This window comes from Candidatus Salinivivens marinus, assembly GCF_965655845.1.
Classification (GTDB): domain Bacteria; phylum Pseudomonadota; class Alphaproteobacteria; order Rhodobacterales; family Rhodobacteraceae; genus Salinivivens; species Salinivivens marinus.
In genome coordinates this window covers 135,916-152,893 of record NZ_CBFHHX010000004.1, presented here as the reverse complement: position 1 = coordinate 152,893, position 16,978 = coordinate 135,916, and the positions used below count along the sequence as shown (strand labels likewise).

At 41.7% G+C, this 16,978-nt stretch carries 13 protein-coding genes and 1 tRNA gene; 9 read left to right on the top strand and 5 right to left on the bottom strand.

Annotation, left to right across the window (positions count from 1 at the left end; all coding sequences use genetic code 11):
• Positions 1–36 precede the first annotated feature (36 nt).
• From ACTF5Q_RS05450 to ACTF5Q_RS05430, 5 genes are all read right to left on the bottom strand, one after another.
• Entirely contained in the window at positions 37–591 is a 555-nt protein-coding gene (locus tag ACTF5Q_RS05450; RefSeq protein WP_438953646.1) for a sarcosine oxidase subunit gamma, read from the bottom strand.
• Complete coding sequence (locus ACTF5Q_RS05445; RefSeq protein WP_438953645.1) at positions 584–3,517, bottom strand: sarcosine oxidase subunit alpha family protein; 2,934 nt, start codon at positions 3,515–3,517, stop codon at positions 584–586. The genes ACTF5Q_RS05450 and ACTF5Q_RS05445 overlap by 8 nt, the downstream gene beginning before the upstream one ends.
• The gene (locus ACTF5Q_RS05440) at positions 3,514–3,786 is read right to left on the bottom strand and encodes a sarcosine oxidase subunit delta (protein WP_438953695.1); all 273 of its coding nucleotides are present in this window, start codon (positions 3,784–3,786) and stop codon (positions 3,514–3,516) included. The genes ACTF5Q_RS05445 and ACTF5Q_RS05440 overlap by 4 nt, the downstream gene beginning before the upstream one ends.
• Positions 3,787–3,831: 45 nt before the next feature.
• A complete protein-coding gene (locus tag ACTF5Q_RS05435) occupies positions 3,832–5,085 on the bottom strand; it encodes a sarcosine oxidase subunit beta family protein (protein ID WP_438953644.1) in 1,254 nt (417 codons plus the stop codon).
• Between the two features lie 80 nt (positions 5,086–5,165).
• Positions 5,166–6,113, bottom strand: coding sequence for an NAD(P)-dependent oxidoreductase (locus ACTF5Q_RS05430; protein ID WP_438953643.1), 948 nt, complete (start codon positions 6,111–6,113; stop codon positions 5,166–5,168).
• Between the two features lie 200 nt (positions 6,114–6,313).
• Here ACTF5Q_RS05430 and ACTF5Q_RS05425 point away from each other — a divergent pair, with 200 nt between their 5' ends.
• From ACTF5Q_RS05425 to ACTF5Q_RS05385, 9 genes are all read left to right on the top strand, one after another.
• Positions 6,314–7,600: a homoserine dehydrogenase gene (locus ACTF5Q_RS05425; protein ID WP_438953642.1), complete on the top strand. Its 1,287-nt coding sequence runs from the start codon at positions 6,314–6,316 to the stop codon at positions 7,598–7,600.
• 17 nt (positions 7,601–7,617) lie between these two features.
• Positions 7,618–8,586: a class II fructose-bisphosphatase gene (glpX, locus tag ACTF5Q_RS05420; protein WP_438953641.1), complete on the top strand. Its 969-nt coding sequence runs from the start codon at positions 7,618–7,620 to the stop codon at positions 8,584–8,586.
• Positions 8,587–8,595: 9 nt separating this feature from the next.
• Positions 8,596–10,347, top strand: coding sequence for a single-stranded-DNA-specific exonuclease RecJ (gene recJ / locus ACTF5Q_RS05415; protein ID WP_438953640.1), 1,752 nt, complete (start codon positions 8,596–8,598; stop codon positions 10,345–10,347).
• Between the two features lie 95 nt (positions 10,348–10,442).
• Positions 10,443–10,517 (top strand) — tRNA-Glu (locus tag ACTF5Q_RS05410).
• A gap of 327 nt (positions 10,518–10,844) precedes the next feature.
• Entirely contained in the window at positions 10,845–11,873 is a 1,029-nt protein-coding gene (locus ACTF5Q_RS05405) for a tripartite tricarboxylate transporter substrate binding protein (RefSeq protein WP_438953639.1), read from the top strand.
• A 73-nt stretch (positions 11,874–11,946) separates the two neighbouring features.
• On the top strand, positions 11,947–12,504 hold the full coding sequence (locus ACTF5Q_RS05400; RefSeq protein WP_438953638.1) for a tripartite tricarboxylate transporter TctB family protein: 558 nt from the start codon (positions 11,947–11,949) through the stop codon (positions 12,502–12,504).
• 12 nt (positions 12,505–12,516) lie between these two features.
• Complete coding sequence (locus tag ACTF5Q_RS05395; RefSeq protein WP_438953637.1) at positions 12,517–14,007, top strand: tripartite tricarboxylate transporter permease; 1,491 nt, start codon at positions 12,517–12,519, stop codon at positions 14,005–14,007.
• A gap of 15 nt (positions 14,008–14,022) precedes the next feature.
• On the top strand, positions 14,023–15,432 hold the full coding sequence (sauS, locus tag ACTF5Q_RS05390) for an acylating sulfoacetaldehyde dehydrogenase (RefSeq protein WP_438953636.1): 1,410 nt from the start codon (positions 14,023–14,025) through the stop codon (positions 15,430–15,432).
• Entirely contained in the window at positions 15,429–16,970 is a 1,542-nt protein-coding gene (locus ACTF5Q_RS05385; RefSeq protein WP_438953635.1) for an AMP-binding protein, read from the top strand. The genes sauS and ACTF5Q_RS05385 overlap by 4 nt, the downstream gene beginning before the upstream one ends.
• Positions 16,971–16,978: the final 8 nt, after the last annotated feature.

Sequence of the window (16,978 nt, the reverse complement as noted above, 5' to 3'; positions counted from 1 at the left end):
GGTTGTCCAGTCAAACACTTAATCAATAATAGCAACCTAAAAATTTTGTTTAATGACATTCACAGTCTTTTTCATTGAATGCGTTATTTCACTAACCAATGTCTGTGACATTGACCTATAACCGTATATATCAAATTGCTCTTTACCGCTTCTATGAATGGTTACATGCAATAACCCCAGCATGGATCTAGCAACATACCCAGTTTTAAACTTGCTGAAGCGAACATCAATTGGACAGAGACGCTGCAATACCTCTTCCACATATTTGCCTTTAAACCTTAACGAACACCAAGCATCACTTTGATCAATAACGGCGGCTAAATCAGTTAGTGCGAGATTAGGTTTTTCGCCGACTAACAAAGTGAAACTTCCAAACCAAATAGCTCTTACCCCTGAATTTCCCGTAGCCCTGCAAACCTTGGGCAGAAGTATCCCGTGGTTTTCTTTTAGAATTGCAGAGCATTTTTTTTCAAATCCAGGATATGGTGAGATTGAAAAAAGGTAAGAGGGGTCCAATTCGACGAGTTCTAATCCATCAAATTTTACAGGGCATAACCCTGCCGCAGGACTTAATGCCGATAAACTACGCATGCATTTTGTTTCCATCTGGATCATAGAATACAGGATTGCAAACCTCACATTCTAACTGGGTGTCAGCCATAAAATTTACGGCATTTATGCGCTCTCCCCATCGCTCTGGTCCACGCCTAAAGAAAGCTAGCCCAACGTAGCAATTCTCAACAGGTGAAAAGGCTGCCGAAGATATAAAGCCTTGATTATTATCAGCCAGAGGTTCATCGTATATGTTGAAAAGCTGTGATCCCGCCTTTAGGCTACTTGTAGATCCTTTCATTTTTAATCCAACCAGCCGCTCTCTATTGGGATCTAGTAGCCCTGGCCTTTGTGCCATTTTATTTCCAATAAAATCTTTTTTCTGACTTAGCATTCTTTGCATGCCAACGTCATAGGCCGTAGCCCTTCCATCAATTTCAGCATGTGTGATAAATCCTTTCTCCAGGCGCATAACATTCATGGCCTCCATGCCATAAATACCACCTCCATGCTGATCCGCTTCTAACTTGAGAACATTAAAGAGGCTAGCGCCATATCGTGAAGGTATGGCCAGTTCAAATCCTAACTCACCAGAAAATGAAATTCTAAAAAGGCGTGCTTTTACACCCATGACTTTAACTTCACCACAGGCCATGAAAGACCAATCCTTTTTATTAAGAGGCTCATCCAAAATTGATGAAATAACGTCTCTGGACCTAGGGCCAGAAACAGCAAATTGCGCCCATTGCTCTGTCACTGATACAAATCTAACATCTAAATCTGGCCTGTAGGCTTGGTGAACAAAATCTAAATGTCTCATAACAGAACCTGCCGCAGCAGTAGTAGTAGTCATAAGGTATGAGTTTTCTGATAGCCTTGCTGATGTGCCATCATCCATTACGAATCCATCTTCTCTTAACATCAGCCCATACCGAACTCTGCCCACAGCCAGAGAGCTAAAGGAGTTAGTATACACAAAATCAAGAAATTTACCGGCATCTTTCCCTTGAAGTTCGATTTTGCCAAGCGTTGAAACATCACATATCCCAACATTTTTTCGAACACTTAAAACTTCACGATTACAAGACTGCAACCAATCATTCTCACCAATTTTGGGATAATAGCTTGGACGATACCACAAACCAGCTTCAATCATAGGTGCAGCGAGCGCAATCGAGGTAGAATGCGTTGTCGTAAATCGCTCCGGAGCAAATCCTTTATCTCTTCCTGAGGAGCCAATCGCCCCTATAGATATTGGTGTGTAGGGTGGCCTGAAGGTTGTAGTACCAGTGCTTTCGATACTCTCACCACTGGCATCAGCAAGCAGCGCAATCGAGATAACATTCGAACCTTTACCCTGATCAGTTGCCATCCCTTGTGTCGTATAACGTTTCATATGTTCGACACTACTAAAATTTTCGGCTACTGATTGCTTTATGTCTTTTGTAGTTACGTCATTTTGAAAATCTAACCAGGCTCTTTTATGCCCCTCCACAGCCCAAAGTGGACTAATATTATAATCTGCATCCGAGGCCTTGGGGGGCGATTTACTTTTTATCTTAATGCCTTTTGAATTCAATAGTTCATTTACTACTTCTAATACAGATTTAAAGCAGGCCGATGTTGTGAAATGACCATTTGCTGAACCTACAACTTTCATACCGGGAACACTGTTCTCCTTAGAAGTAAAGGCGGCAATTTCACTGTTCCATTCAGGCTTTGAATTGGTATGACAACTTAAATGTATACTTGGGTTCCAACCACCGGCCACCCCAAGACAATCTGTTTGTATTCTCCGTTCCCCTTTTTCATCTCTTATACAAATATGCTCAAGCGCTAGTCTTCCACCTGTATCATAAACTTCAGCCCCTCGAAAAATTGGAAAATCACCCTGGATACCGGCATCACTTCTACTATCGATATAGGCGGCTATTTCCACACCAGCATTGTTTAAATCGTACGCTGTGTTGAAAGCATCATCATTGTTACCAAAAATCGAAACAGATTTTCCTGCCGATACACCATAATGATTTAAGTAACCACGAACTGCACTTGCCATCATAATTCCAGGACGATCGTTATTGCCAAAAGCAATATGACGTTCGATTGACCCAGATGCCAAAATGCTGCTGGAGGCAACTATACGGTGATAACGATCTAGAACAGCATCATTTTCAGAATTTTGAACGTGGTGAGAAAGTCGCTCTAATACACCAAAAGTCCCCTGATCATAGACGCCAAAAACTGTCGCTCGCGAAATCATTCTGACATTATCTAGTGATTTCAACTCAACCAGACAGCTATCGACCCAATCTTTACAATGATCCCCATCTATAATTGTATTTTCAAAACGAAGCTGGCCACCGAAGATTGCATTTTCATCTACCAGTATTACATCCAGGCCGGCCCTTGCCGTTAGTAAGGCGGACAGCAATCCAGATGGACCGCCTCCAATAATCAAAAGATCGCAAAAAAGAAAATTTTGATCATAATTATCATCATCAGTTTTAGAATCTAGCCGTCCTAGGCCAGCTGCGCGACGAATTATTGGTTCATACAAAGCCTCCCAAAACCTTGGAGGCCACATGAAAGTTTTGTAGTAGAAACCAGCGCTTAAAAAGCGAGCAGCAATATCATTTGTGGCCAGAGCATCAAATTTTAGATTTGGCCAAGAATTCTGACTGGTTACTATTAAACCTTGATATATTTCTTGCACTGTAGCCCTAACATTAGGTTCTACTCTTCTACCCTTATGCACTGAAATAAGTGCATTTGGTTCTTCAGAACCGATGCCTAATATACCTCTAGGCCGATGATATTTAAAAGAGCGGCCGACTAAATAGACATCATTTGCAAGAAGTGCTGAAGCAACAGTGTCGCCGAGAAAGCCTTTATACGGCTTTGAGTCAAAATAAAAAGTTATCTCCTTATCTTGGTTCAAAATTCCCTGTGAAGCTATTCTCATGCCCGCACTTCGCCCGTATTTTTCACCAATTCTGTCTTTATAATTTCATGAGTCACCGTATTTCTGGTTACAACTAGCCAGCTATTACAGCCTTTCTCATGATACCATAAATCACGAATTTCGCCCGCTGTATTATCCCTAAGATGTAAAAACTCGTGCCAATCAGAAAGACTATCCTCCAGATTTGGCCGGTGTAAATCCTGTGCAGATCCGCGGTAGTAAAATTCCCTTATGTCTCTTTCGCCACAGTTTGGGCAGAGTATTCTCATTTCAATCAACTCATTCTCTTAAAACATTGTCTTTATCATTTATCTCTAATGCAGGTTGTGTTGCGAACCTGTACCTTCCTCATCCATCAAATGGTATCCAGTTTGAAAACGCTCAAATCTAAAATTCTTTGCAGTATGAAAATGGTTATCAGTAGCTATTAAGTGGGCATAAGCGTATCCGGAAGCTGGAACAGCTTTAAAGCCTCCATAACACCATCCACAATTTATAAATAATCCGCCAACTGACGTTTTATCAATAATTGGGCTACCATCGGGCGACATATCCATTATTCCGCCCCATGATCTTAAAACCTTCGCCTTACCAATCATCGGCATCAGTGCCATACCAGCCTCGAAAACATGCTCCAGTAACGGCAAATTACCTCTTTGAGCATAGGATGCATATCCGTCCAAGTCGCCACCGAAAACAAGGCCACCTTTATCAGATTGGCTAATATAAAAATGGCCCATTCCGAAGCTGACCACATTGTTAATTATGGGCTTGAGTCCTTCGGTTACAAATGCTTGTAAAATATGACTTTCTATCGGCAGTCGGATACCCGCCAACTGAGCTACTTGGCTTGAACGACCAGCGACAACAATCGCAACTTTATTTGCTTCAATTATTCCCCGAGTTGTCTCAACACCAGTTATTCTTCCACTGTTTATGTTGAAGCCAGTTACCTCACAGTTTTGGATTAAATCAACGCCCCTTTGATCTGCAGCTCGAGCATAGCCCCACGCCACCGCATCATGCCTTGCGGTCCCAGCTCTTTTTTGTAGCAAACCACCATAAATTGGGAACCGGGCACTGTTATAATTTAGATACGGTAAAAGTTTTCGCAGGTCTTGCACAGACAACATTTGAGCGTCATCCCCCCTGCTTCTCATTGCATTGGCTCTCCGTACAAATGCATCTCGTTGTCCATCTGAATGGCACAACATTATAAGACCACGTTGGGACATCATAACATTGTAATTGAGATCTGCTTCTAACCCCTCCCAAAGTTTTAGGGAATGACTGTAAAATTCAGAATTTCCAGGTAATAAATAATTAGATCTTACGATAGTGGTATTTCGGCCAATGTTACCACTACCGAGATGTCCTTTTTCAAGGACTGCAACATTTCTTATTCCATGGTTTTTAGCCAAATAGTAAGCAGTGGATAAACCATGACCACCACCACCTACTATTATCACATCATATTTAGATTTTGGACTAGGGTTCCTCCAATGCGGCTCCCAATTCATATTGCCCGTAAGACCTTCTTTAAATATGCGCAATGCTGAGAAGCGCATTCTGTCCTCCATGCTTGCCAGGCAACAAAGTTAGCCAATGACAATACTTTCGTAAAATACATTCTCTCTTTAATGAATAGCTAAACTTTATTCACTTTTACCTCATAACCTGGCTCTTCCGGTTCTTTATCTATCATTTCTGCTGGGAACCCTGGGGCCGTTATATCCAAACCTGTCACACTTTCTAATCTTTTTATGATATTGGGAGACAGCTCTCTCGAGCCAAACCGTTTTATTCCATCTTCAAAAACCTTAATCAACAAAGGATTTAAATCAAGTGGTACATTTTCTCTATCTGCAACTGCTTGAAATAAACCAATATCCTTCGCCACTAAATCCATTGTAAACGAGATGTCTCGGCTGCCATTTAATATAACTTGGCTCTCAGTTTCATGAACAAACGAAGTGCCAGATGAAATTCTAATAGCCTCATAGGCATTTCTCAAATCCAAACCTGCAGCCTTAGAAACCGTAAGGGCCTCTGCACATGATACTAAATTTGCTGTAGCAAGAAAGTTGGTAATAACCTTAAGTATACTAGCACTACCTAGTTCGCCTGTGTGAAGAACCCGCCTACCCATAGTAGTTAACAAAGGTAAGATTATTTCAAATGTAGCTCGATCACACCCAGCAAAAATACTGATATTGCCGGTATTTGCGCGGTGGCAGCCTCCAGATACTGGACAATCAACAGCTTTACCGCCCCTACTGATAACTTCCGCCCCCAGACGCCTTACTTCGGCATCATCTGTTGTCGACATTTCCAACCAGGTTTTTCCCTCTTTTACGAAAGGAAGCATTAACTGCATAACCGAATTGGAGGCGGCAGGACTAGGCAAACAAGTTATTACAAGATCACATAAACGCATTAAATGTGCGGGATCTTCACCAATTCCGGCACCTTTCGATGCAAATTTTTCTACTAACTGACTGTTCAAATCAAAAACGGACAAATCAACTCCATTCCGAAGAAGGCTTCCAGCTAACTTACTGCCGACATTACCCAAACCTATAAAACCAATTTTCATTCTTTTCTCCATAGGTCTAATATGGCCAGCAAATCTTTTTGAGCTTTTCTAAAAGCGACAAATAATGCATTTATAACTTCAAATTAATTATCCATTCTCAAACTATATTATGAGTAATGTGATATCGGTCAGCTGTTGCTTAATATTATCTTTACGGTTAAATCGCATCTGTAGCGCGGAACTCAGTGAAGGAACCCACAATGACCAATCCAATAAAAATCGGTATTGCCGGATTGGGAACGGTAGGCATTGGCGTAGTAAAAATTATCCAACAAAATGAGAAAATACTACAGGCTAGGACAGGCAGAAAAATTGAAATTGTCGCGGTGTCAGCAAAAACGAAAACTAAAAATCGTGGCGTTGATTTGAGCAAGTACCAATGGGAGAGTGATCCAGTCTCATTAGCTAAAAGAAAAGATATTGATATTTTCGTTGAGCTAATTGGGGGCCACACAGGGGCGGCAAAAGATTCCATTGTTGCAGCCATTGATACTGATAAAGACATAGTAACAGCAAACAAAGCATTATTAGCGCACAGCGGACAAGAACTGGCTGAAAAAACAGAAGGTAAAAACAAATTACTCCGATTTGAAGCAGCTGTAGCAGGGGGTATTCCGGTCATTAAGGCTTTAACTGAAGGACTTGCAGGCAACAGGTTAACTCGTGTTATTGGTGTAATGAATGGAACATGCAATTATATTTTGACACGTATGCAGTCATCCGGGTTGAATTACGAAGAAATATTTAAAGAAGCTGAAGCTCTAGGATATTTAGAGGCTGATCCTACTCTTGACGTTGGTGGGATTGACGCTGGGCATAAACTTGCTTTGCTCGCCTCAATTGGATTTGGAACAAAAGTAAACTTTGATGCTGTAGAATTAGAAGGCATAGGACAAGTCTCAATCGATGACATTAATCATGCAGCAGACATGGGGTTTCGAATTAAGTTACTTGGTGTTGCACAACTTAATGGGGACGGCCTCGAACAGCGAATGTCACCATGCTTAGTGCCTGCCACTTCACCACTTGGCCAACTGGAGGGTGGGACAAATATGGTGATGCTCGAGGGCGACCATGTTGGACAGATTATACTTAGTGGTCCCGGAGCCGGAGAAGGTCCCACCGCAAGTGCTGTCATGTCAGACATTATAGATATTGCGAGAGGTGTAAGACTACCTACTTTTGGACAACCGGCAAATACCCTAAAGAAAAGCCATCCTGTTAAATCCAATACCCACGCACCTTACTACTTGCGCTTATCACTCTCAGATAAGCCAGGTGCATTGGCTAAAGTAGCATCGATACTTGGCGATTTTGGAATATCAATAGATCGAATGCGCCAATATGCTCATGCTGATGATCATGCCCCCGTTCTTATTGTCACGCACACCACTGAACCTCAGTTTATTGAGCAAGCTTTAGATAATTTACCTAAAACTGGGGTTATACACGATGAACCAGTCGCATTACGCATTGAACCACTTTAGAGCCAGCGAGCTTTTACATGAATAACCCAAAGATTGAATTCGATGACCGTATGCTTTCCCTTGGATTAGCAAGGGTCTCGGAAGCTGCAGCGATCGCATCCGTCTCGCTTATTGGACGTGGTGACGAAAAAGCAGCAGACGAAGCCGCCGTTAATGCGATGAGAGAGCAATTAAATTTACTTGATATATCCGGAACAGTTGTCATTGGCGAGGGTGAGCGTGATGAAGCGCCTATGCTTTATATCGGTGAAGAAGTCGGCACTGGTAATGGCCCAGGCGTTGACATTGCTTTAGATCCTTTAGAAGGAACTACATTAACAGCGAAAGACATGCCCAACGCTTTAACAGTAATTGCAATGGGGCCTAAGGGTTCTATGCTGCATGCGCCCGATGTTTACATGGACAAGCTGGCAGTCGGTCCCGGTTTTGAACCAGATTTGTTATCTCTTGATATGTCGCCTTATGAAAGAGTTCAGGTATTGGCTGAAGCAAAAAATTGCGATCCGAATGATATAACAGTTTGTATTCTGGAGCGCCCAAGACATCAGGAGATGATAGAGCAAGTGAGATCTACTGGGGCAGCGATTCGCTTAATTTCGGACGGAGACGTAGCAGGCGTTATGCATTGTGCTGAGTCTGAAATAACAGGCATCGATATGTATATGGGGGTGGGAGGAGCTCCCGAAGGGGTCCTTGCTGCAGCGGCTCTTAAATGTATGGGTGGGCAAATCCACGGCAAACTAATATTTAGAAACGACGATGAGAAGTTCCGTGCAGAAAAAGCAGGAATAAATAACCTGTCCCAAATTTATTCAAGAGATGATATGGTTACACAAGATGTTATTTTCGCTGCGACAGGAGTCACTAGTGGGTCACTCTTGGAGGGTATAAAACGCGAAATAACCCATATTACTGCCGAGACAATTTTGATGCGATCAAAAACCGGTTCAGTTCGGCGGATGATTTATCGCGTGCCAAAAAAATAAGGTTCCATTATGGCATTTTTAGGTGTCCATAACTCAATTACGGGAAGGAAATGGATTGGGCCTAATGATGAGCAACACAGGCGTGCAGAAGCCATATCACAAATTACTGGACAAAAGCCACCTGTAGCCAGTGTTTTGGCAAGATTAGCAATCTCTCCCGAAAACGTGGATACGTATTTAAATCCTCTTATCAAAAACTTACTTCCAGATCCAAAACAATTACTTGATGTATCGAAAGCGGCTGAGCGGCTGATACGTGCTCTCGACCATAGGGAAAGAATTGTAATTTTTGCTGATTATGATGTTGATGGGGCGACTTCTGGGGCAATGCTTGTTTCTTGGTACCGGTTTTTCAATTTGGAACCAGATATTTATGTACCCGATAGGATAAAGGAGGGTTATGGGCCCAATGAACAGTCTATGAAAGCACTGTCTTCTAAAAATGACCTAATCATTTGTGTTGATTGTGGGACCATGGGTCATGAGGCTTTGGAGACCGTAAATGAAGGTTGTGATGTAATTATTTTAGATCATCACTTAGGCTCCGAAGTCGATCCCAAATGTCACACTATTGTAAATCCAAACAGACAAGTTGAAAGTGGCAATTTATCATATTTATGCGCTGCAGGGGTAGTATTTTTATCTTTGGTAGAATGCGGCCGTCAATTGAAGAATAGTGGCAAATCGTCACCCAATCTCATGGATTACTTAGATTTAGTTGCTTTGGGGACAGTTGCGGATGTCGCACCTTTAGTAGGCGCAAATAGAGCTTTCGTTCTTCAAGGTCTAAAAATTTTATCGAAAAGACAGCGATTAGGTTTAAAAGTTCTTATGGACAAGTCAGCTCTGAACTCAAGTCCTACGTCGTATCATTTAGGATATCTATTAGGCCCAAAATTGAATGCACCTGGACGAATGGGTCCCGCAGATTTAGCATTGAGGCTTTTGTGCTCGGAGTCGGTTCCAGAAGCCAATGAACTTTGTGAACAAATAGAAGAGTATAATATTAAGAGAAAAGAGATAGAGAATATCGTCCGAGAAGAAGCACTAGCACAAATCGATAAAAACCAGTCTGAAGAAACAATCACTTGGGCAGCGGGGGACGGGTGGAATCCGGGAGTTGTTGGAATTGTCGCATCAAGGCTAAAAGATAAATTCTCTAAGCCTGCAATTGTACTTGGTTTTAATGGCGATCAAGGTAAAGGATCCGGCAGATCCGTTGCTGGTTTTGATTTAGGATTCGCAATTCAACGCCTACAGCATGAAGGGCTCATACAAAAGGGAGGCGGGCATAAAATGGCTGCAGGCTTAAGCCTAACAAAAGAGCAACTAAACCCAGCAATGAGTAGATTGTGCGAACTTGCTAAAAAAGAAGAATTTATGAATTCAGAAGCTCAAGAGGTTCTGGTGGATGGTGTCCTTTTTATTGGTGGTGTAAAGATTGATCTTATTGAGGAATTGGAAAGTTGTGGGCCTTTCGGTTCTGCAATTCGAGAACCAAAGTTTGCATTTTGCGATGTTAGTTTGAGTTTTACTAAAAGGGTCGGTGAAAATCACCTAAAAGTTCGTTTTTCAGATGACAGTGGCAAAACAATGGATGCAATATGTTTCAGGGCTTTTGAAGGAAATCTAGGGCAAGCTTTAATAGAGCATGGTGGTAAAAAAGCGCACTTGATTGGAAAATTAGACGTTAACCATTGGCAGGGCAGAAAATCTCCTCAACTTATTATAGAGGATGCAGCCTGGCCGGAAGAGTTGTAGATACAGTAGCAAGAATGTAAAAAAAAATATGTTCATGCATTTTCTACTTGCACAGCTTCAATGGTTTACATAATAACAGCGAACACAGGCAGAGCGGCCCGTTCGTCTATCGGTTAGGACGCCAGGTTTTCAACCTGGAAAGACGAGTTCGATTCTCGTACGGGCTGCCATTAACACGGTTAAAGCCAGAAAACTCACTTTTATTGACCTTACTTTGATATGATTGATTTGTATTCATGTTGAATTTTAAGTGGAATCGACTTTCTTCAAAATGCCATCATTATTAACCAACAGGAACTTTTTTTTCCCATGGGTTGATTTTTAATAAGCCTGGCTCTAGGCTGATAAGGTCTCGTTACAGTATGTGGGCAATTAACGGTGGAGGAATTACTTGTTTAAAAAATTACTAAAAGCGATTTTTGTTGACAAAATGAACAACACAGCCACCATCAAAAAATGTGATTTAATCTGAATCATTAATCACGGGGAGGAAAAATATGAACTTTAATTTCAGAACACCAATTTCGGCTGTTGTAACAGCAGCTGCACTTACTGCTTTTACCGGCGCTGCTCTGGCGGGTGAGTGTAGAGTTTCAGAAGCGAGCATGGCAAAACCAGGAGGTTTTCCTGATCGAGCTTTGACAATGATAGTACCATATGGGCCAGGAGGTGGTTCAGGACAGGTCGCTGCTGCCATGGCAGAGGCAGTAACAGAATTAACTTCTGTAAGTATAAATCGCGATCATAAACCAGGTGGCTCAGGCACTGTGGGTATGACCGCATATATGGCGGCACCAGCCGATGGATATACAGTTTTAGAACACATCGATGATGCGTCATCTGCACATGCTTTAGATTCGAGCAAACCCAATCCTGCGGTTGATTTGATTCCGCTTGTTATATCTCAAGTTACCTTTTCACAAATTTACATCAGAACCAATGAAACTCGATATACAGACTGGCCTAGTTTTGTTGAATGGGTTCGAGCACAAGATGGAAAAGCCACTATAGCAAACGTGTCGAAAGAAGGGTCCATGGAGCGCGTAATAATGAAATTTATTACTGAAGCCTCAGACATGGAAATACAACAAATTTCATTTGACAAAGGTGCACCAAGATACGGGGCACTGCTTGGTGGCCAAGTTGATGCTCTCTTTGAACAGCCAGGTGATGTGCGAAAATTTCTAGATGCTGATAATTTTAAACCAATACTAACAGTGTTCAATGAACGCCCAGGTGCATTTAGCGATGTTCCGACGCACAAAGAGATGGGCATGGATTTTGAACCGTTACTTCGTTTCAGAGGTTTTTATGTTCATAAAGATGCGCCCTCTGACAGAGTTGACTGGTTAAAATGGGCTTTCCAGCGTGGTTATTGTGAGGATAGTTATCAAGCATTCAATGAGAGTAAATTCATGACTGTAATTGACAGCTACCGCGATACGGACGGTGCCATAGAGATGATCAATGGTGCTATAGCTCAGTATCGAGACGTTTACAAACAAATGGGTTTAGACGTTAAATAAAAGAACCTATTAACGGTTAAAAAAATAAAAGTCCGCGACATCTGTCGCGGACCTGTTATTTGAAAGAATATTCATGGGCAATCTTAAAAATTCCGATCTGGTTGAGATAGTTTTCTGGCTGCTGATAGCAGTAATTTTCTTTTCGGTAAGTTTTAACTTCAATCAACCAATTGAGATTTATAAGTTCGGCGCGACTGGATGGCCTCGGGTGATTCTGGCACTTATAGGTTTAGCCGCACTTGGCAATCTGTACCATTCTTTCAAGAATGGATCAAAAACTCAAAAAGGTAGAGTTGGCGCCAGCGAGGCACCAGATCAAGTCTATTATTCTTCTTTGACCGATTATTTAAAAACAGCATGGATCCTTGTTATTCCACTTCTCTATGCAATCTCTTTAAAACCTGTCGGTTTTTATTTTGGCACACCATTCTTTATTGCATTGGTAATGCTTGCTTGGGGTGAACGCAGAGTCAAATTCATTTTACTGAGCACTTTATTTATCTACGCGCTCTTAATTATACTTTTCATGTTCATTTTAAATGCCCCTCTTCCGCAAGGGAATGTATCACCGTTTTATGATTTCAGTGCTTTTATGTTAAAAATGAAAACACAATTTGATCAACTTTTTTGATGGTAGTATTAAATGCTCGATAATTTTCTTACCGGAACTGCTACACTCTTTGGGGATCCATTTACTGTAGGAATTTTTATTTTTGGTGTAATAGGTGGTATGCTTTTTGGAGCGATACCAGGCGTGAGTATGCTGACTCTTGCCGCAATCCTACTTCCCTTTACCGCGGACTTATCACCATCTCAAGGTGTCATGCTTTTTGCGGTGATTTACTGTACCGGAACTTACGGCGGAGCAATAACGGCCATTTTATTTAATATTCCTGGTGCTCCAGAAAACGCACCAACAGCTTTTGATGGGTATCCAATGACGCAAAAGGGTATGGCAGGAAAAGCAGTTGGTGCTGCAGTGTTATGCTCAGCCGTTGGGGGGGTTGCATCAGCAATTGTGATGATGAGCGCAACGGAACCACTTGCTCAATGGGCAATTATGAACATTGGCCCTCCAGAAATCTTTGCATTAGTTTTTTTTGGTCTAGCTGTTGCTTCATCTGTTGGCGGGCGAACTATTTGGAAAGGTTGGTTGTCAGTACTTTTAGGACTGTTAATAGCAACAATTGGCCAAGACCCCGTTGGCGGCATAAACCGTTTCAACTTTGGTTTCAGTGATCTGGCAGCAGGCATTGCTTTTGTACCCGCAATTCTCGGTTTTTTTGCTGTTTCAGAAATTTTTGTTCAAGCAGAAAAGAAGGTGAGTGGTAACTACAGCGCTCCAAAGTTTAGTGTGGACTTCCCCACATTTTTTGAGCTTTGGGCTCACAAAATTGCAGTAATTAGATCGATATTAGTAGGTTTCTTTTGCGGCATACTACCCGGAATTGGCGCAACGCTGGCAGCATTTATGGGTTACGGAGAAGCAGTGCGTTGGTCTAAAAATAAATCTGACTTTGGAAAGGGAAAACTCGAGGGAGTTATTTCTTCAGAGACGGCAAATAATGCAGCAACTGGTGCAGCAATGATACCATTATTAGCATTAGGGCTTCCCGGTGGCGCCTTAACGGCAATGATGGTTGCAGTCTTTCAAATGCACGACCTAGAACCTGGACCATTAGTTTTTTATAACTCACCAGATTTAATTTGGATTGTTTTTGCAGGTATGTTTTATGCTAATCTGTCTATTCTATTTATTGGCCTATTAGAAACAAAAACCATTCTTTATTTGCTGAAGATTCCATTCCAATTCCTGGCACCCATGATTTTAATGCTGGCAAGTATTGGAGCTTACATAAGCAGGGGTTTAGTTCTAGATGTCATAGTAATGTTTGCAGCTGGTGTGATTGGTTTTCTACTGCGCCGGTCCGGATACTCAATACCAGGAATAGTATTAGGCCTAATTCTAGGAAAGATTGGAGAGCAAAATTTTGCTCAAGGCATGCAAATGGTTCATTATGATTTAGGAACCTATTTCTCAAGACCAATTTGTACAATTTTAATTATTGCTGGAGTATTAACATTAGTTAAAAGTCTGCACTCAGCCTTCTTTGCTAAGCATGTTGAGTCATAAATAGAAGGATGCAAGTTGGTTGACGATATAGAAATCCAAGAAATAGATAAACTTGTTGCCACAGCAAGAAAGGCACAGCAAAACTATGAGGCGAGAGGATCACAGGAAATATTCGACTTAGCCTGTCAGGCAGTAGGTTGGGCCTTGATGCAACCCGAGAACAACAGTGACCTTTCAAAACTTGCTGTTAGTGAAACTGGGCTTGGAAACGTTCAAGATAAAATTCAAAAAAATCATAATAAAACCCTCGGTCTTTTACGGGACCTTAAAGACATAAAATCTTTCGGGCATATCTATGACGATGATGTGAAAGGATTATCTGTTTATTTTCGACCCAAGGGTGTTATCGCGGCAATTGTACCATCGACCAATCCACTAGCAACGCCAACTAATAACATAATAAATGCGCTTAAAACAGGTAATTCAATTATTATTGCGCCATCCCCAAAGGGTGCCGCACCATTTTCCGTGTTATTAAAACACATTCGAAAAAATTTAGCAGATGTAGGCATAGACCCTAATTTGGTCCAAATGCTGCCCGCTCCGCCCTCAAAGCCTAAAACCCAACGGTTAATGGAACTGGCAGACCTACTAGTTGTCACCGGATCCCAGAATAATGTTCAAGCAGGATACTCCTCTGGGACACCCGCTCTAGGTGTGGGACAGGGAAATGTAGTCACAATTTTAGATGAAACCGCAGACGTTGATGATGCTGCGGAAAAAATTGCTAAGTCTAAAACTTTTGATAATGCCACTTCGTGCTCATCAGAAAATTCAGTAATTGTTGTACGTTCCATATATAACGAGGCACTTGTTGCCCTTAAGAGGGCTGGTGGCTTAGTATTAGACGAAACGGAGACGGAACGAGTCATTAATTTACATTGGCAGAATGGTAAAATGAATGCTGCGCTTCTTGCTCAAGATATCGATGTTATACTTGATAAGACCGAGCTAACAGACAGGGCGGACGAAAACACACGTTTTCTAATCTTGCCGACAGCAGCAGCAGGGCAGAATGCGATTGCCAGTGGCGAGAAAATGTCACAATTCCTAACACTTTATCAGGCAGAAGACTTTGACCACGCTTTAAACTTAGCAATCAAAATACAAGAGTATCAAGGTGCTGGCCATTCACTAGGCCTCCATTCTAAAAATGATGAAAGGGCCCACCAGTTGGCGATGGAAGCAAAAACCTGTCGCGTAATCGTTAATCAAGCACACTGCTTCGCAACCGGCGGTTTTTTTAATAATGGCTTACCATTTTCTTTATCCATGGGTTGCGGGAGTTGGGGTGGAAACTCAATAGATGGAAATCTCAATTGGGAGCACTTCGTCAATAAAGTTAAAATCGTACGTGTCATCGAAGAAAATAAACCTGATTTAGAAGATGTATTTGGCGAATACTGGACCAAAGTCTTGCCATGAGCTACATCACTTCACCCTCAACCTTAATTGAGCAAGTTGATTACAATGGAAATAATTTTGGAAATTTAACATGGTTAATTTCTCCTGAAAGTGGATCAACAGTATCGTACGCTTCAGCCAGAAATAAAATAGTAGAAATAGCGAACCATCTGAAAGGCAAGGACTTACCACCGGGATCAAAAATTGCAGTTGCTGCCAATAATGGTATCGGCTCTTGTTTGACTACACTTGGCATAATCTATGCTGGCCACATAGCGCTTCCATTGAATCTAGTCGCTGGTGCTAAAATTATCGCCTACACAATTAATCATTCTGAAACAGTTTTGATATTCACCGCAGATGAGTGTAAAACCCTGATTTCTGAAGCTTTATATGACTGTGAAAATGAGATAGACATAATAAGCTTAGACCCAGAGTTTGGTCCACTGTGGACGGAAGAAATTCCTGAAGAACCCTTCGAACCACTAACAAATATCGCAACTGAAGAAGTAGCGGTAATAATGTATACATCAGGCACAACGGGCAACCCAAAAGGCGTCATGCTTAGCCATTCAAATTTACTTGCTGCAGGTCGCTATATTTCGTCAGGGCATGATGTGGCGCATAAAGACGTAGCACTATGTGTTCTACCCATCTATCACATAAACGGACTTTGCGTGACTGTTATGGGAACGCTTGCCTCAGCTAGTACTCTAGTCATACCCCACCGTTTTTCAGTGAGTGCTTTTTGGAGGCTAATAGAAACCTACAGGTGCAGTTGGTTTTCTGCTGTACCAACACAGTATTCTTACATTCTTCATAACAAAGATATGCCAGGAAAAATCTCTTGCTTGCGCTTTGCTAGATCTGCTTCTGCCCCACTATCCCCAGAGATACATCGTAAATTTGAAGAGCGCTTTAAAGTGCCAATAATTGAAACAATGGGGCTAACCGAAACAGGTTCGCAAATTTCCACAAACCCATTGCCACCCCAAACTCGAAAGATAGGCTCTCCTGGCAAAGCATACGGAAATAAACTTATGATCGGGAATAATGCCGGTGATGAAATGGCGCGAGGCATTACAGGGGAAATATTAGTTAAAGGTGATAACGTAATGAAGGGGTATTTCAAGCAGCCGGATGAAACTGCCAAAACAATTAATGAAAACGGCTGGCTTAAAACAGGTGACTTAGGCTACATGGATGAGGATGGCTATATTTTTGTAACTGGTCGTATAAAAGAATTAATAATTAAAGGTGGTGAAAATATAGCTCCAAGAGAAATTGACGAAGCACTACTGGATCACGAAAGTGTGCTTGAGGCGGCGGCTTTTGCAGTGCCATGTGAAAATTATGGTGAAAGAGTAGAAGCGTGCGTTATCCCAAGAGAAAGTATTAAACTGAACTTAAAAAGTCTGGATGAGCACTGCATAAAAAATATTGGTAAATTCAAATCACCTGATAAAATTCATGTTATGAAGGATCTGCCAAAAGGTCCGTCGGGAAAAATCCAGCGTTTGAAATTGTACAATCTTGTTTACCCCAAAGCAAAAATATAAATCGGGCT

Bases quoted from the DNA above. Each gene is read 5' to 3' on its own strand.
- ACTF5Q_RS05400 (WP_438953638.1), top strand. From the start codon at position 11,947: ATGGGCAATCTTAAAAATTCCGATCTGGTTGAGATAGTTTTCTGGCTG.
- ACTF5Q_RS05430 (WP_438953643.1), bottom strand. From the start codon at position 6,113: ATGAAAATTGGTTTTATAGGTTTGGGTAATGTCGGCAGTAAGTTAGCT.
- ACTF5Q_RS05445 (WP_438953645.1), bottom strand. From the start codon at position 3,517: ATGAGAATAGCTTCACAGGGAATTTTGAACCAAGATAAGGAGATAACT.
- ACTF5Q_RS05435 (WP_438953644.1), bottom strand. From the start codon at position 5,085: ATGCGCTTCTCAGCATTGCGCATATTTAAAGAAGGTCTTACGGGCAAT.
- recJ (WP_438953640.1), top strand. From the start codon at position 8,596: ATGGCATTTTTAGGTGTCCATAACTCAATTACGGGAAGGAAATGGATT.
- ACTF5Q_RS05395 (WP_438953637.1), top strand. From the start codon at position 12,517: ATGCTCGATAATTTTCTTACCGGAACTGCTACACTCTTTGGGGATCCA.
- ACTF5Q_RS05450 (WP_438953646.1), bottom strand. From the start codon at position 591: ATGCGTAGTTTATCGGCATTAAGTCCTGCGGCAGGGTTATGCCCTGTA.
- ACTF5Q_RS05425 (WP_438953642.1), top strand. From the start codon at position 6,314: ATGACCAATCCAATAAAAATCGGTATTGCCGGATTGGGAACGGTAGGC.
- ACTF5Q_RS05440 (WP_438953695.1), bottom strand. From the start codon at position 3,786: ATGAGAATACTCTGCCCAAACTGTGGCGAAAGAGACATAAGGGAATTT.
- glpX (WP_438953641.1), top strand. From the start codon at position 7,618: ATGAATAACCCAAAGATTGAATTCGATGACCGTATGCTTTCCCTTGGA.
- ACTF5Q_RS05405 (WP_438953639.1), top strand. From the start codon at position 10,845: ATGAACTTTAATTTCAGAACACCAATTTCGGCTGTTGTAACAGCAGCT.
- ACTF5Q_RS05385 (WP_438953635.1), top strand. From the start codon at position 15,429: ATGAGCTACATCACTTCACCCTCAACCTTAATTGAGCAAGTTGATTAC.